The sequence below is a fragment of the Clostridium sp. D33t1_170424_F3 genome (genome assembly GCF_015667585.1).
Lineage (GTDB): Bacteria > Bacillota > Clostridia > Oscillospirales > Acutalibacteraceae > Anaeromassilibacillus.
Map to the genome: position 1 here is coordinate 160,563 of NZ_JADPEG010000003.1, position 19,603 is coordinate 180,165.

Consider the following 19,603-nt stretch of genomic DNA (forward strand, 5'->3'; position numbering starts at 1 on the left):
CGGCGAAGCGCCGGATATAATAAAAAACAGAGAGATTCGGCGTTTAATCTGAATAGATGTAAATCCAGCTTTGTACAGCGTGTAGTCTATCGGCGGCTTGCCCGCCCCTCGGATGACACGCTGTTTTTTATGCAAAGGAGAGATTTCATTTATGGCAGAGACAAAGCGTATGTCGGACAATTATTTGGCAACGGAGCCAATCGGCAAATTGCTCCTGAAGTTTTCCGTTCCCTGCGTGCTTTCCATGCTGGTGAGCGCGCTGTATAACATCGTGGACCAGATTTTTATCGGGCAGAGCGTCGGGTATCTGGGCAACGCGGCGACCAACGTCGTCTATCCGTTTACCGTGCTGGCATTGGCCCTTTCCCTGTTGATCGGCGACGGCAGCGCCGCGCTGCTGAGCCTTTCGCTGGGAAGCGGCGATAAAGAAACCGGCAGCCGGTGCATCGGCAACGGCATTGTGCTGACGGGGCTCACCGGCATACTCCTGATGGCGCTTGGCTTGGCGTTTTCCGATCCCATTTTGCGAATGTTCGGCGTGACGGAGGCCAGCTACCAATATGCGTGGGACTACCTGCGCATCATTCTGATCGGGATTCCCTTCTATGTCTTCACCTCGGGAATGAATTCCGCCATCCGAGCGGACGGCGCGCCGGGCTATGCGATGTTCGCCACCGTGCTGGGCGCGGTGCTCAACCTGATTCTGGACCCGGTCGCAATTTTTATACTCCATTGGGGCGTACAGGGTGCGGCGATTGCGACAGTCGTCGGACAGGTGGCCTCTTGTGTCATGACAGCCTGGTATTTCCGCAAACCCCGGATGATCGTGTTTCACAGGGCCAGCTTCCGGCCGCGGGGGAGAACCGTCCGCAGGATCGGCCAGTTGGGCGTTTCCAGCTTCATCACGCAGATTGCGATTGTCGTCGTCATCGGTGTGGCGAACAACATGATTGTCCTGACTGGCGCGCAGTCGGCGTATGGCGCGGACATTCCGCTGTCCGCCGTGGGCATTGTGATGAAGGTGTTCGGTATTGTAATCGCGTTTTCCGTGGGGATTGCGGTTGGCGGACAGCCCATCGCGGGATACAACTGCGGCGCGGGAAACCGGCAGCGCGTGTTTGATGTGTACCGCCATATTATCGCGGCAAATCTTGTGGTCGGCGCCGTTTCCATGCTGCTGTTTGAGTGCTGCCCGCAGGCAATTGTAAGATTGTTCGGCAACGAAAGCGCGCTGTACAACGAATATGCCAGCCTGTGCTTCCGTATCTATTTGGGAGGGATCCTGCTGTGCTGCGTCCAGAAGGCCAGCAGTATCTTTTTGCAGTCCATCGGCAAGCCGGTCAAGGCAACGGTGCTTTCGCTCTCCCGCGACGTGGTGTTCCTCGTGCCGGGAATCGTGCTTCTGGCGCTGCAATTTGGCGTCACGGGTATGCTGTGGGCTGCCCCGATTGCCGACGTGCTGGCTTTGATTCTGACGGTTGTGCTGATCGCGTCGGAGTACCGCGCCGCTTTCCACCAAGAGAAAGAGGAACCCGCTTATGCATAAACCGTTCGCATTTATGGGGAGTTAACGGACAAAAGCCCGGAAAAGCGCCTGAAGGAAAAGGACAAAAAGCGCTGTGTTTATTGCAAGCATTACACAGGGTACGATTGGGGAGTCGCAAGGGACTATCATCTGACACTGGGCAACAGTGTGATCGGTGTGGAACGCTGTGCGGAGATTATAGTAGGATTTGTGAGAGATAACTAAGTTATAAGGGGCTAAAAACAAAAACTGTGCAGTTTTTAAATTGCTGCTTTTAATAGTTATGATATACTAAATTCTAAAGATGGTTGCATGTTAGATAATAATCCTTGCTGAGAAAAGTTATTTTTACGTCAGGGCTACCAGAGGTAATATGTAAAGTCCAATTTTGTGAAGTGACATTAATGTGAACTAATGCTTGATTTAAAAAGCCCAACGTATCAAAAGAAATTTGCGTGTAGACGTCTGAGCCGGATCCAGGAGTGGGGGGTAAAAAGCAATCCGGATGGTTGTATTGTAATTCATAATACCAAAATACATTTTCACCATTAATCATTACATTTATACTATCCGAATCATTAACAAAATCAACTCTAAAATATATGTCCTGCATATTATTTGAGGACGGAATTTTTATGTCATCTAATTCACTTGATGAATCTTTAATTAGTTCAATCTTTGCCGCGTAAGACCGAAATGTATCACGCTCTGAAACAGCTACGCCCTTCGCTGTAATGGCATTTTTAATCGCCGTCTTTGTCTCCGCCAAATGGCGGAGCTTTTCCGCAATCGTTCCCATCAGATCACCTCTCCATTCAGCGTGTCCAGCACCGTGTTCAAATCTCCCAGAAGGTCAATCCACACGCCGTCCTTCTGAACGGACAGCGTATTGTCCAGGTATCGGATGCCATGTGCGCCGCCGCTGTTTGTCACAGTGCTTTCCTGGTGGGAAACAGGCGTCGCGCCGATCGCACCGCACATATTTTCAGAAGTTATCCACGAAGGCGCGCCGCTTGCGCTCTGTGTCAAATACCCCGTTCCAGAGGTTGGCGGGGTCAGCTGTGTCAGCGTTGTGGTGGCGGACGCGTAAACCAATCGGTTGCTGGTCCAGCTGGTTTTTCCCGTGCCGCCGTTGCTCACGCCGACAGTTCCGTACATATCCGGCCCGTACGGCTTGTTCGCGCCGACCGCAATCCAATACGTGCCGTCGTACTGCAAAATCTGCGGCTTGTTGATGGATAGCCAGCTGCTTGCCTGCCCGGACGTCGTGCTGCTGTTTGTGTAGCTGTACCGGCGTTTAATTGTCTTGGCGCCCAGCTCATTGAGGTTAAGTGTGGGCGAAGTGAATGTGCTTGACGCATGCGGGATCATGGTAATCATCAATCCGGCATACAGGCTGGTTACGCCGTCCAGCGTGGCGGTATAGGCGGAACCGCTGCCGGAAGTGGTGACAACCGGGGCGGTCGAGGCTCCGCTGGGTCCCTGTGGGCCGGTATCGCCCTTGTCGCCCTTCGGACCCTGCGGCCCGGTTGCACCTTGTGGTCCTTGCGGCCCAGTCGTACCGATCAAAGAGTTTAACCAACCATATTCCGTTCCGCTGAAGCCGTTGTTCCGCGCGACCTCATAAGCGGACAGGCCGTCCGCGCCCTTTGGACCGGGCGTCAGCTCCACCTTGTCGATTTCACTGCTGACATATGCTTTCGTCGCATAGGTGGACAGGTCGATGTCGCCCGCGTTGCCGGTATCGCCCTTCGGGATGCCAAAGTTCAGAACAGGCTGCGCGTCGGTTCCGGTCCGGGTGACGGTGGCCGATGCGCCGGGAGAGAGCGTGGTTACCGTCCCGACTGTGATACGCGGCGTAGTTCCCGCGTCTCCCTTGGGTCCCTGTGTACCGGAAGCGCCGGCCGGCCCGGTTGCGCCTTTTGCACCCTGTGGTCCAGTTGTGCCCTGTAACCCTTGTGCGCCTGTGTTGCCTTTGGGACCCTGCGGCCCGGTGTCTCCCTTTGGACCCTGCGCACCGGTGGGACCCGCCGGCCCGGTCGCTCCTTTTGCGCCCTGCGGGCCCGTAGCGCCCTTCGGCCCCTGTGCGCCCGCGTCGCCCTTGTCGCCTTTGGGGCCCTGCGGCCCCGGCGTCAATTCAATTTGTCCGATCTCATTGTCGACATAGCGCTTTGTCGCGTAAAGCGACAGGTCCAGTTCTCCGGCGTTGCCGGTGTCGCCCTTTTCGCCCTGCGGGATGGCAAAGTTGAAAACAGGGGCCTCTGTGGTGCCTCCCTGCGTCACCGCCGCGCGTTCTCCCGCGGGAAGCGTCGTCACCGTTCCCACGGAAATCCGCGGCGTAAGGCCGTCCGGACCCGCGGGGCCCGGTTCGCCCCGCGCCAGAATGCCGCTGTCCACCAGGCGGTCGGAGGCGCTGCTCCAAACCGTCCAGTTGCCGTTATTGCCGATCTGCGGCGCCATGTTGCAGGCGTTCTGCGCGGCGGTTTCCGCTTCGGCCTTCGCCTCCAGAATCCGCGCCTCAACTTCATCGAAATAGCCGGGCGTCACGTCTGCGAAGACGTCCGTCGCGTTGATGGACTGGTGGACCGCAAAACTGAATTGGTTGCTCTTTTTGACCTTTTCGTTTTCTCCCAGAACCGCGCGGATCTGCGCCAGCATGAAGCCGTCCGCCGGCATATAGGCGCGCAAAACGTCGCAGTACAGGAGGTTGGTATCGCCGCTGGTATTGCGGTTGAGCTGAATGACGCGCTTTTCTCCGTTGATTTCCACGTCCAGACAAAAGCCCCAGCCCGTGTAGTCCGCCATGTCGTCCAGCAGGAATTCAATGCGATGCACCTTGTCCTCGCCGACATAGCCGATCAGGTAGTCCTCATCTGGCACAACCACAGACCAATCCTTTACAGGAATCAAGAGATCACTTCCTTTCTTCTTTCTCGTCGTCCGTCAGGCGATTGCCCGCCGCGTCGACGGAATTTTTACAAACCAGAATCAGCTTCTGCAAAAACGCGGGGATGGGCGCGCCCATCGCGCCGGCGTTTTCCACAATGGATCCCAGTTCGGTTAAAATGTACCATACGATCACAACCGGGCAGAACAGCACGGTGTATTGGAACGGCAGGGAAACCGCGGGGAGGTGGTTTACCACCAGCCCGATCAGAATATCCGTCAGCAGGGACGCCGCAACCGCGACGATCGATCCCGCCTTGTGCCAGATGCCCTCCCGCGCCGCCGCACTGCTCCACACGCCGGACTTGCCCGCCGCCGCGCTGCCCGTGATGTAATCCACCACCATGCAGGCCAGATAGATCACCGCCAGCCAGCCGAACCAGCCCAGCCATGCGGAAAGCGCCGCCGCCGCTGCCGAGATGGCCGCCTTGATCTCCAGAACCTGTGTTTCATTAAATCGTTCCATGCGTTTCTTCTCCTATCTGTACGGCGAAGAGCCGTTCGCCGTTTGCGTACACGCCGCAGCCCGCACCGGGCGGGCCGATCGCCTTGATCTGAAAATACCAGTCCCATCCCTGCTGTTTTCCGAACTTTGTCTGCAGCACGGCGCCGTTGCCGACGGTGAAAGCCGGCTTTTGCCAGCTGGTCAGCTTTACCGTGTAAATCTGCCCCCTGGGGAGGCGCATGTCCATCGTCGTGTCGGACTTGACCGCGCACAGCGCCTGTTTTACCATGTCCAGAAACCGCGGCCAGCCGAGCGCCAGCGTGCGGTGCGGACAAGTCTTTCCGGAATAGTCCTGATGCTTTGTCACCTGCTCCAGCCCCCAGCCGTACCGCGCCAGGATCGATGCGGTCAGCTCCGCGGCGTTCTGCTCCGCCAGCAGGAAGCGCGGTCCTCCGCTCTTGGAATAGCAGATCTCAATGGCGATGCCCTGCCGGTTGCCCTTCCCGTTTCCATCGCCCGCGTGCCAGGCGTTCCGGGTCTCCGGAATCGCCTGGATGGCCTCAATATCGTCCACGGCATAATGAAAAGATACTTTTTGTGTATTGGAACGCATGTAGCGGACCTCGTTTTCCGCGCTCGCGTCATTGGCCGTGTTATGAATCACCACGCGGGTGGGGATCATCGTGTAGGGGGCTTTGATCAGGGTCTGATCCTTTGAGAGCAGGGCCTGGCGGACAATCACGCTTCCACCTGTTCGCCGGCGGTTTCCTCCTGATGCTCTTTCAGGAGCATATTAATGTGGTTCTGGGCGCTCTCCTCGATGGTCGCGCCAGGATAGGGGGCATTGAGTTTTGTCTGAACGATCCAGTCGGCGCCGTTCTCATTGACAATGATGTAAACCTCATCATTTTTAGAGATCTTGAGAGACGTCATCGCCTTCTTTGCCGGACAGGAATTGATCGGGGACTGCTTGTCCCAAATTCTGTAAGTCAGTTTCATAAATTATTAACCTCCTTATCATTTTTACTGAACCATTGATTACAGATTTTTTAGGTTCACTAGTTTCTAATTTTTACCCATTGGGTCCCATCTCCAATATAAGTTGGGTATGTTTGGTACTTACCATCTTTATAAAACCATACATGATCAAACCAACTCCGCAAGTTTAGCGATTTATCGAGAGATGAATAAAGAATAGCATCATAGTTAATTTTATCTTCTATGGCAACTGTGTTTTCGGGTAATGGAGAATTTTTTAACTCAAATGCTGTAACGTTAAGATCGTTCTCATCTGCGGCAATAGAAGTGTTTTTTCGATTATAGAGTGGGGGAAAAATTAGTAATTGTTCCTTATCAATGCAAGCCATAGAATATCGAAAATATGAATGCGAGTCTTCATGTACAACCGGAGTGAATATTTCTGTATTGACATTAAAAAGAAAAGTGCTTTTTGTTTGGTTACTGATATCAGTCATAAATATGTTATCTTCCACATTGCAAATGACAGAAAAACTTGCGGGTGCTGTAATAGAAGTAGAGGTGTTTGTAAGAGTATTATATTTTATAAGAGTTTTGTTGGACGCAAAGTATATATTGTCATCGACAATAGAAATGAAATTCTGGGATGCATATACAGACGGCAAAGTAGCAACTTTTGTAAATGTTGTTTTAAATCCATCAAGAGATACTTTATATAGTTCAGTTGCGCTGACTACATAAGATGATGAAGTCCAGGTAACTGCTTCTAATGCATAAAGAGTGTTTTTGACGCAGCCAATTATAAATTTGTCTTTTGGTATTTTTGTGGTTGTAGAGGTACTAGAGTCTAGTTCATTACCACTTTTATCTAACTTTTTTGCGAGACAAATTGTATCGCTGTCTTTAATTTCACCATCTTTTTTCTTGTAATATTCAAAATGTGCAAAAATATAAAAAGAATCGTTATACTCAAAAGCATTTGCACCAGCATAACAGTGCCAGATATAGTTGGAACTTGCAGAATAATGCTCATTGAAAAGCGTTTGTTTTTCAAATTTTTTAGTTTGCATATTAAATTTATACAAGTACACAATATGATAATATCTTTGAGAGTCCTGAGATACATCATCGAATTCTTGTTCGTTTGTAACAAAAAATATAGAATTATCTCCAACAAACGGTCTCCATAGAAAGGTAGGATAGTGCAAATATGTATCGCCATAAGTCTCTGAACCCATTAGACAAGACTTGTATCCAGTAGGGCCTAAAAACTGTCCTAAAAATGAAAAATGTTTACGCATATTACATTTAAATGATGCAGGCCGTTCAGGCATTTGAAGCCAAATACCGTCTTTCACATGAGGCTCTTCCGGTTGACAGAAAACATTTACGCTAGCACTGTTTCCTCCGGTTCTTATAATATTTGCCATTATAAATCCCCCCGAATAATGATGCGAATGGGAATATCTGTTTCTGGTTTACTTCCCCACGCCTTCAAAACGATAGAGTTAGCCGCCTGCCCTCCGTCCTGAATATTAGCCGCCTGCAAAGCGTTCAGTTCCTCTTCCGTAATATCCAAGTCAGGCAAAATATCCTGATTGCTGGTCGTTGTCACACCGGCAACCGAAAGCGTGTACGTAAACGGCGGTGCGCTGCCAACCCACCCGGATGAAAGGAGCGTCTTTTCCAGCGTCGTAGACGGCGCGCTCCAATACGGTGCGCCTGTGGTGTTCTGGCGAAGAAAAGACCTGGTTTTCGTCGGAGCCGGAACCTGCGTCAGCGTCGTGGAAGAAGACGGATAGATTAAGCGCGACGCCGTCCAGGTTGTCTTTCCTGTACCGCCGCGCGATACCGCCACGGTGTTGGCGTTCAGTTTCATCTGCGTATCAATTTTGCCCAGGTTTCTATTGTAAACCGTAATGTCGTAAAATTCCGTTTCCAAGGGCATTTCCAATTTGTAATTACTGGTTTCTATTGCCATTGATCTCTCCTCCTCTGATCTGAATATGTGTGCATTTCTTGCTGTTTAATGCCAGATGCGTCCATTTTGCCTGAGCGATTTCCCTGTGCGTCAGATACCGAATATCGTAGGTATACTGCAAATGTGCGGGTTTGATCTCGTCAATCGCGGCGGAAAGATCGTCCAGCAGCGGCGGAACGCCAATATCTCCAAATTGAATGGTAAAACGATTGGATTCCGGGTACTCCTGAATCATAATGTTGCCGTTGACAAAACTTTCCGCCAGATTTTGAATCATATCCCGCGTTGTCGTACCCTTCCCGCGCATCTTACTCAAAATTCTGGCACGCCGGTCTTTCTCGCTTTTGGACGGGTCTGTGTCCAGACCGTAGAGCTTTTCCCAAAGCTTTAATCCCCATGTTGTGGTGTTCACCAGAAGCTGCTGCACAAAGCTGTCGCCCGGCTGTTCTTCCAGCTCTTTCCCAACGCCCCAGGCCTCCTGCGCCGCGGCAATGGCCGGGTCGATCGTATCCTGCATTTTTTCGGTTTCCGTCTCGCCGTTTCTCTGGTAATAGTCCGGCAAAAGCTGTTTCATCATAGTGATTCACCTTCCGGGTCCACATAAGGCTCCACATCGACGTTGCCGAGCACCGGGACTTCGTTTTCTGCAAAAAGAATATTTTTCTTCTCCGCGTCTCCGGCGGCATATGTGCTGGGCGCGCTGGACACGCCGCTGATTTGCAGGTTTCCGATGTCCTTGACGCCGTTTACATTCAGCAGGAGATTCACCACATGGTTATAGCGCAGGGACTTCTCCTTAAACGCAATCTTTTTAATGTACTCTTCCAGCGCGGTGCGGAAATCGTCGCGCACCTGTTCGATGGTCGCCAACCCCAAAAGCTCTGCTTTCACGCTGATGTCGATTCTCTTGGTCGCCGCGCTGAGCACATTTACGTTTACCCCGATCGGGCGGCAGGTTTCAATGTGATCCCAGCAGTTTTTCAGAATCACATCGTCGGTGACCGGCTTTTTGTCCGGCCCAATGACATAGACGGAAATCTGCGGCAATGGGATGTCCCTTTCCACATAGACCGTATTTCCGCTGCCGTCTGTCGTTTGAACATAGATCGGATTGACCTCTGCAAACTGATCCGCGCCGGTATTGCCCGTGTCGCGGTACAGGTGCATGTGTTCCTCCACGATTTTTGCATCGCCGATACCCGGGACCTCCGTCGCCCACTGCTGATAGTGGGATGCGTTGCCGCTTGTCCCCGGGTCGCGCAGCCGCTTGTAGAGGCGCTCTACCAGATCCTTGTCCGATTCCGAATCGTCCGTGCCGCCCTCCACCGCTTTTTCATTGGTGATGCTCTGCACCGTAATTCCAGCCAGCGCGGTTTGCAGCTGTGTGATGGCGCCGGGCTCCACGTTATAGGGCGTCCCGGTCTGTTCCGCCTCGACGTTTACCAGGGCTGTCCCGTTTTTAACGGTGACCGCTTCCGTGGAATAGTACCGTCTGCGGTTGTCCGCATTTTCTTCGTTGGTTGTAAAGCAGGTGTTTACAGGCACCTGCTGGTTGTTCACGGATGCTGCGCAGGTCATTTTGACATAGCCGGACGCTTTCTGCGGCTCCTTGCGCGTGATGCCGTACTCCGCACAGCGCCGGTCGATGTATGTACCGGAGGTTTCGTCCACAAAGGCGATGGGAATCAGCTCGTTCATCGTATCGTAAAGCTTCCAGATTTCATAGGCAACCGGGCTGACCAGATCGCTGGTGTAGCTGCCCTCGCGTTTATCCAGCTCGTTCGACATGCCCGCCAGGATTTGTTCCCGGATATTTTCCGGTGTTTTTTCTTCAAACATGGATATCACCTCCCAATTGTATATCGCCGTAGACGGTTTTGATCCGGCATGTGATGTGCAGGATGTCCGCCGCATAGCGGCCATTTGCCGTTTTGTCTGTGTCGTCTTCCTTTTTGCCAAAGGAAACGTCCAGTTCCTCCACGCCGGTGATGTAGGGATTCACCAGCAGGCTTTCCCGGATATACCGCATCGCCTCGGCGCGCTTCAGGGCTTCCGTGTAGGGCTGCCCGATCAGGGCCGCCAGCTCGCAGCCGTAGTTCCAGGTGTAAATTTTATATCGGAACCGCTCCGTGTGCAGGGTTTTCCACGCCCAGGTCAGAACGGCTTCCTCGCGCTCCACAATGACCGGATTCTTATCCTGAAACACCGGCTTGTTCGCGGTAAAATCCCATTTGACCTCCCGGTAGGTCGGAAGCTCGTTCTGCACCTCCACGGTTGGCGGCTGGATAATTGGAAACAGGGTCATGCGCCCACCACCTTACATAGTACATAGAATAGCTGCTGATCCCCGCGCGGCGACATCAGGACGATGTCTCCCGGACGGAGAGCGTCTTCGCCGCGCAGCAGCGCGTTGATTTTCACGTCGTTTTGGTCCAATTCAATATTCCCCATTTTGATTTTCAGCGGAGCCGCGCTGGTGACGGTTCCCGTCGCGTTGGCGGGAATGCGCTGTTCCGCGATTTCCTGCCGGATCGCCTGCCAGAATGAAGAATACGGGTTATCTTCCATAGGTTTCCCTCCGCTCCTTATTTTTTGTTTTCCGGCTTGCTGCCGGCTTCGACCTCGTCCATCATGCTCTGGAAGTTGACCACAAGCTGGTTTTTGTAAACGCCGTCCTTCCAGGTGTGGATGTCGGATTCAATGTAGAACAGGCCGGAAAGCCCGGTGTACGGTTCCTTTACGATGACCGCGTCGCCTGTCAGGCTGGTTACGTCCCCCAGACAGTCCAGCGTCACCTTTTGAGAAACGCCGTTTTCCGCCAAAAGTTTTTCTGCCTTTTCTTTCGCGTTTTCGTCCTTGTTTTGGGACAGGTAATTCTGCATCAGGCCGTACAATCTGATGTACGAATCGTTGGAGACCTGTCCCGTTTCCTTGTCGTTCTCATCGCGGATCGAAATTTTGTTAATCATGTTCTCAATGCTCTCGGAGCAGGAGGCCTGTAACAGGTTCGCGCCGCCCTCGATTACCAGTTTATTGCCGTCGGCGCTTTTTTCCAGAACGTTCAGCTTTCCGCCGGAGAACCGGATAAAATACTGCTTTTTGGTCTTGGCGGCCGCCAGTGTATAGGCGGTCTGGATCATCTCATACAGCGAGCATCCGGAGAAAATGCGGGACACCGTTACCCCCGGCTGGACGAGCTGTCCCATCGGCACCTCAAATTCGGCGCAGATTTTTTTCGCGATCGCGTCCGGCGTTTCATTTGTGAATTTAAAGGATGCTTTGTTGCGGTTGAGATAGTAGCCCCGGTCGTAGCAGCGGATGGAAATCGCGCTGTCGCCCGTTCCCTTTTGGCGGGAGAAGATGTAGCCCTGGAACAGCTCTTTGCCGTCGAGGGAGAAGGTCACCGCGTCGCCCAGTTCGCAGGTGACTTTCGGCAGATTGGCGTCGTCCGGCGTGGAAACCAGGTCGACCTCCAGAATACGCGTGCATTGCCGGTATTCCCCGGACCACTCCACGGAGGCGATCATCTGGCTGAGGTCGTACAAGTTATTTTCATGCGTTACAAGAAGCTTTAACATGCGTCCCGCCCCCTTACAGTTTGGATTTGTCCGGCAGCTGCAGCGTCTTTCCCGCGTAGATTAGGTTGGGATTTTTGATCCCGTTGTAACTGGCGACCTTCGTGTAGAGCGCTTTGGAGCCGTCTCCGTAGAACTCCCTGCAGATCGCGCTCAGCGTATCGCCCGTTTTAACGGTGTAGGTTTTTGCCGCCGCGGGCGGTGTTTCCACCCGGCGTTCCTCTGTTTTGGTCGCCTGCTCCGTCTTCACGATCTTCGGCAGACGGTATTCCCGCAGGGAAAGCGTCGCGTAGACGTCGTTGGTTCCGTCCCGCTCGCCGTATTCGATGCTCTCTACCAGAACCTCCATGTTGACCGGCGTATCGGAGACGATGAACCGCAGGGGCGTATGGTTGTCCGCACACTGCTCAAAAAACTGCACATAGGCGTATGGCGTCTGCGCGGAACCGCTGGTGAAGGGATAGCTTTTCCCGGGAAACAGGCATTGGATGGACAGCGTCGCCAGCGCGCCGCCGCCTGCAAGATTTAAGTCCCCCAGCGTGTACATATCCACCGTTTCAACCTTTACGCCGTGGCGGATGGTGAAGTCCTCCGGAGTGACAGGCAGGGCTAGTTCCTGCTGGGTTTTGGAGTCTTTAAATATAAATTTACGAAGCATTCTATTGTATCTCCCTGTACATTTGTATATATCACCTAGGCTCTATGGATGGAGCAAATGTGCCCTTATTACGTACCATGTTCTCAGCATGCTGTTGTGCGAATTGGCTCACAGTTACAGTTTCAGGAACTTTTAATTGATATGTTATATGGTATGTTTTAGGCGTACCTTTTTCTATATAAGTTTTAACAGTTTGCTGTATGTCAGTTGCGGCTTTAGAAATACTATCGGCACTATACTTAACATCCTTAATGGTAGTATCGGGTAAAATCCCTGGAGACGGACCTATCGGAACCTCATCGGAAACAGGCGACGCTAGGTTTGTGACATATTTGTCATGCATATCGGTGTATGTAACGGAAAAGGCTTCATCCAATGCATCAGAAGGTTTATTCCATGCGCCTTCATAATTATATGCAAAATAATTGAGCAGTTCGACCAGCTTTACATCGCGATCTCGCTGTTCCTGCAGCAAGGAAGAATTTGCTTCATAATCCATCTCGACCCGGGCTTTTTGCGCTTCAACCATTGCCAGCATGGTGTCGTAGTCATTATTTTTCTTGGCTTCCAAATAGTTTGCATCTTTAGTCATCATGGCGGTCAAGGCTTTTTCTGTTGCGGCTTGCTTTTCTGCTTCTATGTTTGCTTCTTTTTTTCCTTGTTCGCTGTAAAGCATTTGTATTTCAGAACCAATTTCACTATTCTGGAAAGCTTCTTCTTTTTTTAGAGTTTTATCATTTGTTTCTTTGTATCCCTGGCCTTTAGCAAGTGCAAATTGATCGACGAAATCCATATTAGCTCTTTGTTCTTCTGACATATTGGCTAATTGCAATCCCGTCTTCGTCATTTCGCTTCTTTCGGATAAAATGTCATTATATGTTTTCCTGACAAAATCCTGAAAAGGCTGATCTTTTTCTCCCGGTTTTCCAAACTGGTCAATAGAAGAATCGATAATACTTGAGAAAACGCCTAAGATTCCTCCTAGAATTCCTCCTGTCGCAAAACCCTCTAGACCGCTTTTGATTGCATCGTCCACATAACCACCCATGGACTCGCCAAACATTTCCTGAGTAAACATTCCAAGGATAGCATCTCGTTTATCTACAACGAATCCGTTTACATCGTCTGGATTAAATTTTGCGAAAGAATCATCTAGGTATCCCATTTCATCTCCTCCTTTCCATATCTTTTTCGAAAAAGGCCCTTATTACAGCCTTTTCCCCCGCGGGCAGGCTGTAATAAGAACCGGGCATCATGTTTTTTTCCAGGAACAGATAGTACATCAGCTGTACTTCCGCGTCTTCATCTATTTTTTTTTAACCTCTTCCACGGTGTTCTGGCGGAAGCCGCTCAGCTTTTCGATCTCGCGGCCCAGGTCTTCCACCTCGCCGGGCAGAAGCATCGCTTTCACCAGCTCCACCGGCGTGGCAGCGCGGTATTTTTCCTGCAGTTCTTTCGATTTCAAATCGGGGGAGGTCACGCCCGCCAATACGATATGGACGCTCATGTTTTCTCCCTTGCAGGTCTCGCGGATGTCCGCCACGCGGCTGTAGGAGAGCGCCTTCAGGGAGAAAATCACGTCTTCGCCGCAGAGCTCGCTCAGGCGCTTCATCTTAAACTCTTTTTCCGGCACGCCGGGCAATTCCGCTTTCAGCAGCAGATCCAATGCATTGCTCATCTTATTCCGCCTCCGGGATCATATCGAGATAGTCGTAGTCGGTGAAGGTAAACGGCGCGTCCACCTTGCCGGTCGCGCCCGCTTCCCAGTCTGCCAGAGTCAGGTCGTCAAAGGAAACGCCGTTCGCCACTACGCGCTCCGCGCCGTAGGCGTCCGGGTCGTCCAGTTTGGAAATGATGGTAAAGCGGACGTCCTCGCCGTTCTTCATGCTGCTGCCGATTTTGCGCGCCATGCGGCTGGAGGTCTTGTACAGCTTTACAGTGCCGGAGCAGTCCATACCGGTGATCTTTTTGTCCGTGGCCATCATGCCGCAGCGCTTGATGTCTTCCTTTTTAAAAGAAACCTTGAGCTGCATGCCGTAGCATTCCGCCACATATTCGTTGTCGAGCCAAACCTCGCCCCAGGTGCCGGAAATCACTCTTTTTGCACTTTCCATGGTTTAAATCCTCCTTAAATTGCAATCTGCAGATCGATATCCTCGATCGCATCCAGAATTTTAATACTTGCCGCTAGGAATACCTTGTCCTTCGTGTTGGCGTTGCGGAGCTCCTGCTCGCTCAGCTCGGAGACGTCCACGCCGGTGCTCTGGAGGTATGCGGACTGCGCGTCCCTGTCGATGTCCACGACGCTCTTGCCCGGGTCCAGAATGCCCTCCTGCTCCAGCTGGGTGAAATAGCCCTTAATTGCGGTAATCAGCAGGCACTTGTTGTCGTAGCTGTTGGCGTACTTGCCAATGTAGTTGTCCTGTGCGGTCATGCGAATGTCGCTCTGAATCATGTCCACCGCTTCCACAATCTTGATCTTCTTGAATTCCTCGCCGTGGCCCTCACTGGTGGTGGTCATGGAGTTGACGCCCCTGCCGACCTTGACCTTGCGGCCGTCGTGCATCAGGATGAACTTGCCTGCATCGATGGCCGTGTCCATCTCCGTCTGGGACAAACGTGTGATGTCCTCTACCTCGGAGAGCGGCGCGTAGGTGCAGGAGATGTTCATCGGGGTGCCCGCCAGAAGGCCCGCGATGCGGCTGCAATACTGGCCCGCGCTGAAGGTTTCCCGATGGTCCTTATCCTCTGCGGTCGGCATGTGGACCACGATGCCCGACGTTGTGAAATTGATCACGCCGTCGCTGTCCGCGGCTGTGTTCGGCAGTACGGCTTTTACCGTGCGGTTGTTGCGTCTCTGCGTTTCAATCCAGCTGGACAGGACGGAGGCCTGCAGCGACTCGCCGCTCATGCCAAGCGTCTGCGGACCGGCCAGATAGTCAAAGGTCTGCGTGCTCAAAACTTTCAGAGCCTCGTCAAAGGTGTTATCGCCGGCCGCCATCTCATAAACCAGAACTTTTCCCGGCTTGTTTACATAGCCAAGGAACGCGTTCTCAATGTATTTCTGATTGGTCATGACTTCGTTTTCTCTTTTGTTCAGCAAAGAGGCGGGCAGATTGGAAGCGCTGGTCAGCGTATGCAGCTTTCTTTCGGAACCGGTGCCTCTTACAATCAGCGCCACAATGCCTTTCTGCGAACGCTGTACAGCGGATACCCCCTGTGTTTTAAATGCGATATGAATATTGGGAAGTCCCATTTGTAAATTCCTCCTGTTATACATTTTTGTTTACAGACACGGCATCCAGCCGTGCCTTTTATGATCTGGTTGCCGCGTCTCAATAGGATAGGTTTGTATGGATTTCCTGCATTTTTTCCGCCGGACCGCCGCCGTCCTTTGGAAGCGGCCGGTCGTCAAAGTAGTCGAAGGTCAAATCGAGCTTGACCCAGTCTTCGCCCCGCTCGCCTTTACCCAGCTGTACCGGCAGCGCGCGGTCCTGCAGGCGCAGATAGCCGGAGGCAAAGAGCGACTGCATTTGGTCCTGTACGGCCAGCAGCTCTTCTGTGTCGCTGGCTGCATAGTCGTCCAGAGTCCCGTAGTAGGTTACGGCGAATTGAGAAGTCTTTTTCACGCTGACGCGCGTCGCCGGCTGCTGTTCTTCGGAGATGAATTCGATCAGGAAGCAGGGCCGCTGGAACTGGGCCGGACAGCGCCCGATGTAGAAAAAGCATTCCCCGTGCGCGTCCGCCAGCAGGCGGTTGAGCTGCTCCAGAATCTGTGCGCTCGTTGTCATGGTTTCACCCCCTTTCCGGTGTCCCCTGTCACTGTTCCCGCTGGATGGTCAGATCGTAGACGTCGCGGTCGGGGCGCATGGTGTATGCTGCCGCCACCGTGTAATGCGTGTGGCCGATCCGCACCAGATCTCCGGGCAGAAGCGACTCTCGTTTTGGGGTGGTCAGCTGGCAGGCCTGCCGGCTTGCCGTCTGCGGCATGGAGCGCGTATACGTCGGTTCTTTTTCTTCCAGGTAGCCGGGGAACACCGCGATTTCCCGCAGAGTTGTCACAGGCCGGTTCAGCTCGCCCTTTTCCACCTGCGGCCGCATGGCCGCGCACAGCTTGGGTTCCGCCATCCGCACCAGCGCCCGGCTGTACTGTTTGCCCACCGGCGCCACGTCCAGCACCATGCCCCGCTTGCCGTTCCATTCGACCGGTGTGCAGGGGGCCAGCGCCCGGCGGCGCATGGTCATCGCTACTTCCTCCAGCTCCGGATTATCCCCGCACGGGCAGCGCGGGGGAAGCGTTTCCGCTTTTACCCAGAGCTGCGCCGCGGTTTCCCACCGCAGGTCTTCGCCGCTGCCCGCGGCGGAAAGCAATGTAACCTTGTCTCTCAGCTCTCCCGCGTTCAAGTGGCCCCCACCTCCGGTTTTACCGTGTGCAGGTCCAGAATCTTCTGTACCACCGGATTCATCGTGCTGCCTGCCGCCGTCATCTGCCGGTTGTCGTACAGATCGGAGCAAACCGTCAGGATCGCCGCGGTCAGATCTTCAGAATCGTCCAGCTGATCCTCCCGCAGGCCGGTGTAACGGATGACAAACGCTTTAGCCGCGGACAAAAAGATTTCCAGGGTCTGGACATTTTCTTCCTCGGCGCGCAGATACTGCTTTACGGTATCCAGCGTAATGTTGCTTGCGCGCATTTTCCTGCCTCCTTTTTATTATTGAATCTTTATAAGATACACAAAGGGTAAAAAAATAAGTCTCCAAAATGAGTGCGGACAAGGGTAGCAGTCGTTACCTTCTGTATGCGGAATCGATGATTTGGCAGAGATACGAATCCCAGCCTTTTAAGCGGCAACAATGCGAAGTTCCCCGAAGTCGCGTATCGGTAAAAGACCAGCTCTCTTCCGGAATCGTAAAATACCTGTGGAGACGTTATTTTATAGTGTCTCTTATTAAGATACAACTAGTATAGCACATATGTTCTGAATGTCAACAGGAATCTTTTCTTCTGTTTCCCATAAAAAAGGTTAATATTCCATTCCGAAAAGAAGACCTTTACAAAACGTTTCCTGTTTTGTAAAGGTCTTCTTTCTATACCAGTCTTCTTTTTACTTCTTCTGCCGGTACCACCCCGGTGTCACACCCTCATACCGCTTAAACGCGCGGTTCATTGTGATGGAATTTGCGTACCCCACCATGGCGGAAATATCCCCAATTGTGTGGTCGGTGTGCAAAATCAGGTCTTTGGCCCGTTCGATGCGGTACTTGTGCAGATAATCGAGGAAACCGATGTTCAGCTCCTGCTTAAACAAAGTTGACAATACCGGCAGGCTCATGTGGAAGCGCTCCGCGACCGCGCCGGCGGACAGGTTGATGTCCTGGTAGTTTTCTTCAATATACTGTGTGATCTGCTCGATCCGCCGTTCCTGCGGCTGGCTGCGGACCCTGCGTTCCTCCAGGCTGGTGAAAATGTGGGATGCCCGGCGGCCCAGCGAATCCATGCCATGCGCCTTGCGCAGATAGTTGTCGCAGTCCAGCTCCCTGAGCACTTGCGGGTCCGCGACGCTGTCGTACAGGGAGAGCAGGATCGCGTCCGTGAGATAGGAATACTGCATCTGTCCCAGCGTCAGGGACGCAGGGCGATGCGCCGTGAATTCCTGGGCAATTTCCCGGACAAGCGCGGTGGCCTGCACAAAGTTTCCGGATTGGATGATGTTGACCAGCTTGTTGGTTTTCCCCAGGAAATCCTTGCTGCCATATCCCTCCGACAATACGTTTGCGATGGAATCATAGGCGCTGACAAGATTGTATTCCCCGGCCAGCAGGCTGTATTCCACCACCTGCATTGCCTCATTGTATGCCTCGTGCAGTTCGCTGATTTGTTTATGCATCCCGCTGATCGCAACGGAAATGGAAGTTTGCAGCTCAGAATCCATAAAATGCCGAATATCCTCCGCACAGACGGCGGCGTCTTCTATGGAACAGTCGGTCATGTCCGCTACCCCCGCATACAGGCCCTGGCAGCGCACCACATAGGCCGCACAGCCCCGGTTCAGGAAGAAGGAACGGCAGGTCTGTTTAAGCAGGCTGACCGTTTCCGCCTCTGGGAGCAGCGTATTGGTTTCTCTTTCCTCTGCCTCATCAATGTGGATGAGGAAAACAATGTATTGACTGCACTCAACCGGGAATCCGCCGCGGCGCAGGGCTTCCAGAATATCCGGGGAAATTTGGATTTCCCCGATGACAAGACGGGTCAGCAGGCTGTTTGTCAATAGCTCGCTTTGTGTGCTCAGCTGCGCTTCATAGCTTTTGGCCCGGTTGTATAGTTCCTGCACCGTGCTGTTGAGGATGCGGAACTCATTTGGACCTTTTTTCTCGTTTGTTTCCGAAGGAAGCGCATCCATCAGCTCCTCCAGGGGCTTGTACAGCTTGTGTGCAAACAGGTAAGAAAATCCGCCGCCCACCAGCAGGGAGACCAGCAGAGTCGCCAGTAAAGTGGTCAGCACCATCTCAAACCCGTCGCGCGCGTTGTTGTCCGGTATCACGATCACCTGCTGCAGCGTCTCGTTCGCAAAACCCTGATGGTAGACAAAGTAGGGGATGCCATTCCATTCCAGCCGTTCCCGTTCCTCCCAGGAACGTACCTCTTCATAGGTGATGGGAAGCCCTGCCGTCTCGCCGTCCGGGTCGGAGGAGATCATGCGGTTGTTCTGTGTGATGAAAATAGTCTGGGAACCTTCCGGAAGATAATAATAGCTCAGGGTTTCAGAAATCTGGCTGTCTTCATTCCCGATCAGCCATACGACGCCCGGATACACCTCGCGGACAAAAAAGAAGCGGGCAAAATCCATATTGGGGTCCCGGATGATTTCCGCCACGGCGGAATCCCCGGTTTCCATCAGGCGATTCCAGGTGCTCATGTCCATATCCATGACGTCTGTAATGATATGGTCGGCCACCGGGTCCCCATAGGCGTCCCCGTTTCCAAAGCTGCGCCCGCTGTTCCGAAAATACAGAAACATGGGCTGTTCAAAGGAGGGGAGATTCAGACGGCAGGTCCAAACATAATTGTTAAAGAACGCTTCCACCTCCTCCGAATCACGCGGAATCACATCCGCCTTTGCCAGTTGATCGATTCCCTTGGTTTCAGAAAGCAGCTCGCTGGTTTTCTGGTAGTAGGACAGCGTCGCTTCCGTATTGGCCATACTCTTTTCCACCATGGAATCGTATGACTTTTCGAGCTGTTTCCTCTCCTGATCGGCGGTGTGCAGGTATTGTCCCAGGATGGCTCCGCTGCAAATGAGCGTGACAATAAAGAAAGCGCCGATCAAGTTATAAAAGCTTTTTCCTCTGTAAGGTCGTTTTTTCATATGTAAAACCCTTTCACGGTTGAAATATCTCTAACATATCCAACAAAACAGGCATATAAATTACTTTGTAAATATATTTTATAGGAAATTCGCTCTATTGTAATAAAGAAATAAGATTTAAAACCAAT

At 52.5% G+C, this 19,603-nt stretch carries 23 protein-coding genes; 2 read left to right on the top strand and 21 right to left on the bottom strand.

The window, feature by feature from the left end; genetic code table 11:
• Window positions 1-151 precede the first annotated feature (151 nt).
• Together I4V53_RS03160 and I4V53_RS14115 are read left to right on the top strand one after the other, a co-directional pair.
• Window positions 152-1,546, top strand: coding sequence for an MATE family efflux transporter (locus tag I4V53_RS03160; RefSeq protein WP_195983944.1), 1,395 nt, complete (start codon window positions 152-154; stop codon window positions 1,544-1,546).
• 9 nt (window positions 1,547-1,555) lie between these two features.
• Window positions 1,556-1,750: a cytidylate kinase family protein gene (locus I4V53_RS14115; RefSeq protein ID WP_195983983.1), complete on the top strand. Its 195-nt coding sequence runs from the start codon at window positions 1,556-1,558 to the stop codon at window positions 1,748-1,750.
• 73 nt (window positions 1,751-1,823) lie between these two features.
• Here I4V53_RS14115 and I4V53_RS03170 read toward each other — a convergent pair whose 3' ends face one another.
• From I4V53_RS03170 to I4V53_RS03270, 21 genes are all read right to left on the bottom strand, one after another.
• Window positions 1,824-2,324 (bottom strand): hypothetical protein, encoded by a 501-nt coding sequence (locus tag I4V53_RS03170; protein ID WP_195983945.1) that lies wholly within the window; start codon window positions 2,322-2,324, stop codon window positions 1,824-1,826.
• Window positions 2,324-4,435, bottom strand: a complete 2,112-nt coding sequence (locus I4V53_RS13940) for a collagen-like domain-containing protein (protein WP_271732542.1) — start codon at window positions 4,433-4,435, stop codon at window positions 2,324-2,326. Before I4V53_RS13940 ends, I4V53_RS03170 begins: the two co-directional genes overlap by 1 nt.
• Before the next feature lie 4 nt (window positions 4,436-4,439).
• Entirely contained in the window at window positions 4,440-4,937 is a 498-nt protein-coding gene (locus tag I4V53_RS03180) for a phage holin family protein (protein ID WP_195983946.1), read from the bottom strand.
• Window positions 4,924-5,658 carry a peptidoglycan recognition protein family protein gene (locus I4V53_RS03185; protein WP_353616464.1) on the bottom strand — a complete coding sequence of 245 codons (735 nt, stop codon included), beginning with the start codon at window positions 5,656-5,658 and terminating at the stop codon, window positions 4,924-4,926. The genes I4V53_RS03180 and I4V53_RS03185 overlap by 14 nt, the downstream gene beginning before the upstream one ends.
• Window positions 5,655-5,915 (bottom strand): hypothetical protein, encoded by a 261-nt coding sequence (locus I4V53_RS03190; RefSeq protein WP_195983947.1) that lies wholly within the window; start codon window positions 5,913-5,915, stop codon window positions 5,655-5,657. Before I4V53_RS03190 ends, I4V53_RS03185 begins: the two co-directional genes overlap by 4 nt.
• Window positions 5,916-5,974: 59 nt before the next feature.
• Complete coding sequence (locus I4V53_RS03195) at window positions 5,975-7,324, bottom strand: hypothetical protein (RefSeq protein WP_195983948.1); 1,350 nt, start codon at window positions 7,322-7,324, stop codon at window positions 5,975-5,977.
• Window positions 7,324-7,875 carry a hypothetical protein gene (locus I4V53_RS03200; RefSeq protein ID WP_195983949.1) on the bottom strand — a complete coding sequence of 184 codons (552 nt, stop codon included), beginning with the start codon at window positions 7,873-7,875 and terminating at the stop codon, window positions 7,324-7,326. Before I4V53_RS03200 ends, I4V53_RS03195 begins: the two co-directional genes overlap by 1 nt.
• Entirely contained in the window at window positions 7,856-8,452 is a 597-nt protein-coding gene (locus tag I4V53_RS03205; RefSeq protein ID WP_195983950.1) for a putative phage tail protein, read from the bottom strand. The genes I4V53_RS03200 and I4V53_RS03205 overlap by 20 nt, the downstream gene beginning before the upstream one ends.
• Window positions 8,449-9,714, bottom strand: coding sequence for a baseplate J/gp47 family protein (locus tag I4V53_RS03210; protein ID WP_195983951.1), 1,266 nt, complete (start codon window positions 9,712-9,714; stop codon window positions 8,449-8,451). Before I4V53_RS03210 ends, I4V53_RS03205 begins: the two co-directional genes overlap by 4 nt.
• Window positions 9,707-10,180 (bottom strand): DUF2634 domain-containing protein, encoded by a 474-nt coding sequence (locus tag I4V53_RS03215; protein ID WP_195983952.1) that lies wholly within the window; start codon window positions 10,178-10,180, stop codon window positions 9,707-9,709. Before I4V53_RS03215 ends, I4V53_RS03210 begins: the two co-directional genes overlap by 8 nt.
• Entirely contained in the window at window positions 10,177-10,443 is a 267-nt protein-coding gene (locus I4V53_RS03220) for a DUF2577 family protein (RefSeq protein ID WP_195983953.1), read from the bottom strand. Before I4V53_RS03220 ends, I4V53_RS03215 begins: the two co-directional genes overlap by 4 nt.
• Window positions 10,444-10,460: 17 nt before the next feature.
• Window positions 10,461-11,453 (bottom strand): XkdQ/YqbQ family protein, encoded by a 993-nt coding sequence (locus I4V53_RS03225; protein ID WP_195983954.1) that lies wholly within the window; start codon window positions 11,451-11,453, stop codon window positions 10,461-10,463.
• 13 nt (window positions 11,454-11,466) lie between these two features.
• The gene (locus I4V53_RS03230) at window positions 11,467-12,108 is read right to left on the bottom strand and encodes a LysM peptidoglycan-binding domain-containing protein (RefSeq protein WP_195983955.1); all 642 of its coding nucleotides are present in this window, start codon (window positions 12,106-12,108) and stop codon (window positions 11,467-11,469) included.
• Between the two features lie 31 nt (window positions 12,109-12,139).
• The gene (locus tag I4V53_RS03235; protein WP_195983956.1) at window positions 12,140-13,273 is read right to left on the bottom strand and encodes a hypothetical protein; all 1,134 of its coding nucleotides are present in this window, start codon (window positions 13,271-13,273) and stop codon (window positions 12,140-12,142) included.
• A gap of 141 nt (window positions 13,274-13,414) precedes the next feature.
• Complete coding sequence (locus I4V53_RS03240; protein ID WP_195983957.1) at window positions 13,415-13,786, bottom strand: phage tail assembly chaperone; 372 nt, start codon at window positions 13,784-13,786, stop codon at window positions 13,415-13,417.
• Window position 13,787: 1 nt separating this feature from the next.
• Window positions 13,788-14,222 carry a phage tail tube protein gene (locus I4V53_RS03245; RefSeq protein WP_195983958.1) on the bottom strand — a complete coding sequence of 145 codons (435 nt, stop codon included), beginning with the start codon at window positions 14,220-14,222 and terminating at the stop codon, window positions 13,788-13,790.
• A gap of 14 nt (window positions 14,223-14,236) precedes the next feature.
• Complete coding sequence (locus I4V53_RS03250; RefSeq protein ID WP_195983959.1) at window positions 14,237-15,364, bottom strand: phage tail sheath C-terminal domain-containing protein; 1,128 nt, start codon at window positions 15,362-15,364, stop codon at window positions 14,237-14,239.
• A gap of 79 nt (window positions 15,365-15,443) precedes the next feature.
• Window positions 15,444-15,899, bottom strand: a complete 456-nt coding sequence (locus tag I4V53_RS03255) for a phage tail terminator family protein (protein WP_195983960.1) — start codon at window positions 15,897-15,899, stop codon at window positions 15,444-15,446.
• Between the two features lie 28 nt (window positions 15,900-15,927).
• The gene (locus I4V53_RS03260) at window positions 15,928-16,512 is read right to left on the bottom strand and encodes a hypothetical protein (protein ID WP_195983961.1); all 585 of its coding nucleotides are present in this window, start codon (window positions 16,510-16,512) and stop codon (window positions 15,928-15,930) included.
• Window positions 16,509-16,802, bottom strand: a complete 294-nt coding sequence (locus tag I4V53_RS03265; RefSeq protein ID WP_195983962.1) for a head-tail connector protein — start codon at window positions 16,800-16,802, stop codon at window positions 16,509-16,511. The genes I4V53_RS03260 and I4V53_RS03265 overlap by 4 nt, the downstream gene beginning before the upstream one ends.
• A gap of 411 nt (window positions 16,803-17,213) precedes the next feature.
• Window positions 17,214-19,475 (bottom strand): helix-turn-helix domain-containing protein, encoded by a 2,262-nt coding sequence (locus I4V53_RS03270; protein WP_195983963.1) that lies wholly within the window; start codon window positions 19,473-19,475, stop codon window positions 17,214-17,216.
• Window positions 19,476-19,603 lie beyond the last annotated feature (128 nt).

Coding starts and splice junctions, on each gene's coding strand:
- I4V53_RS03160 (WP_195983944.1), top strand. CDS start 152: ATGGCAGAGACAAAGCGTATGTCGGACAATTATTTGGCAACGGAGCCA.
- I4V53_RS03170 (WP_195983945.1), bottom strand. CDS start 2,324: ATGGGAACGATTGCGGAAAAGCTCCGCCATTTGGCGGAGACAAAGACG.
- I4V53_RS03180 (WP_195983946.1), bottom strand. CDS start 4,937: ATGGAACGATTTAATGAAACACAGGTTCTGGAGATCAAGGCGGCCATC.
- I4V53_RS03190 (WP_195983947.1), bottom strand. CDS start 5,915: ATGAAACTGACTTACAGAATTTGGGACAAGCAGTCCCCGATCAATTCC.
- I4V53_RS03195 (WP_195983948.1), bottom strand. CDS start 7,324: ATGGCAAATATTATAAGAACCGGAGGAAACAGTGCTAGCGTAAATGTT.
- I4V53_RS03200 (WP_195983949.1), bottom strand. CDS start 7,875: ATGGCAATAGAAACCAGTAATTACAAATTGGAAATGCCCTTGGAAACG.
- I4V53_RS03205 (WP_195983950.1), bottom strand. CDS start 8,452: ATGATGAAACAGCTTTTGCCGGACTATTACCAGAGAAACGGCGAGACG.
- I4V53_RS03210 (WP_195983951.1), bottom strand. CDS start 9,714: ATGTTTGAAGAAAAAACACCGGAAAATATCCGGGAACAAATCCTGGCG.
- I4V53_RS03215 (WP_195983952.1), bottom strand. CDS start 10,180: ATGACCCTGTTTCCAATTATCCAGCCGCCAACCGTGGAGGTGCAGAAC.
- I4V53_RS03220 (WP_195983953.1), bottom strand. CDS start 10,443: ATGGAAGATAACCCGTATTCTTCATTCTGGCAGGCGATCCGGCAGGAA.
- I4V53_RS03225 (WP_195983954.1), bottom strand. CDS start 11,453: ATGTTAAAGCTTCTTGTAACGCATGAAAATAACTTGTACGACCTCAGC.
- I4V53_RS03230 (WP_195983955.1), bottom strand. CDS start 12,108: ATGCTTCGTAAATTTATATTTAAAGACTCCAAAACCCAGCAGGAACTA.
- I4V53_RS03235 (WP_195983956.1), bottom strand. CDS start 13,273: ATGGGATACCTAGATGATTCTTTCGCAAAATTTAATCCAGACGATGTA.
- I4V53_RS03240 (WP_195983957.1), bottom strand. CDS start 13,786: ATGAGCAATGCATTGGATCTGCTGCTGAAAGCGGAATTGCCCGGCGTG.
- I4V53_RS03245 (WP_195983958.1), bottom strand. CDS start 14,222: ATGGAAAGTGCAAAAAGAGTGATTTCCGGCACCTGGGGCGAGGTTTGG.
- I4V53_RS03250 (WP_195983959.1), bottom strand. CDS start 15,364: ATGGGACTTCCCAATATTCATATCGCATTTAAAACACAGGGGGTATCC.
- I4V53_RS03255 (WP_195983960.1), bottom strand. CDS start 15,899: ATGACAACGAGCGCACAGATTCTGGAGCAGCTCAACCGCCTGCTGGCG.
- I4V53_RS03265 (WP_195983962.1), bottom strand. CDS start 16,802: ATGCGCGCAAGCAACATTACGCTGGATACCGTAAAGCAGTATCTGCGC.
- I4V53_RS03270 (WP_195983963.1), bottom strand. CDS start 19,475: ATGAAAAAACGACCTTACAGAGGAAAAAGCTTTTATAACTTGATCGGC.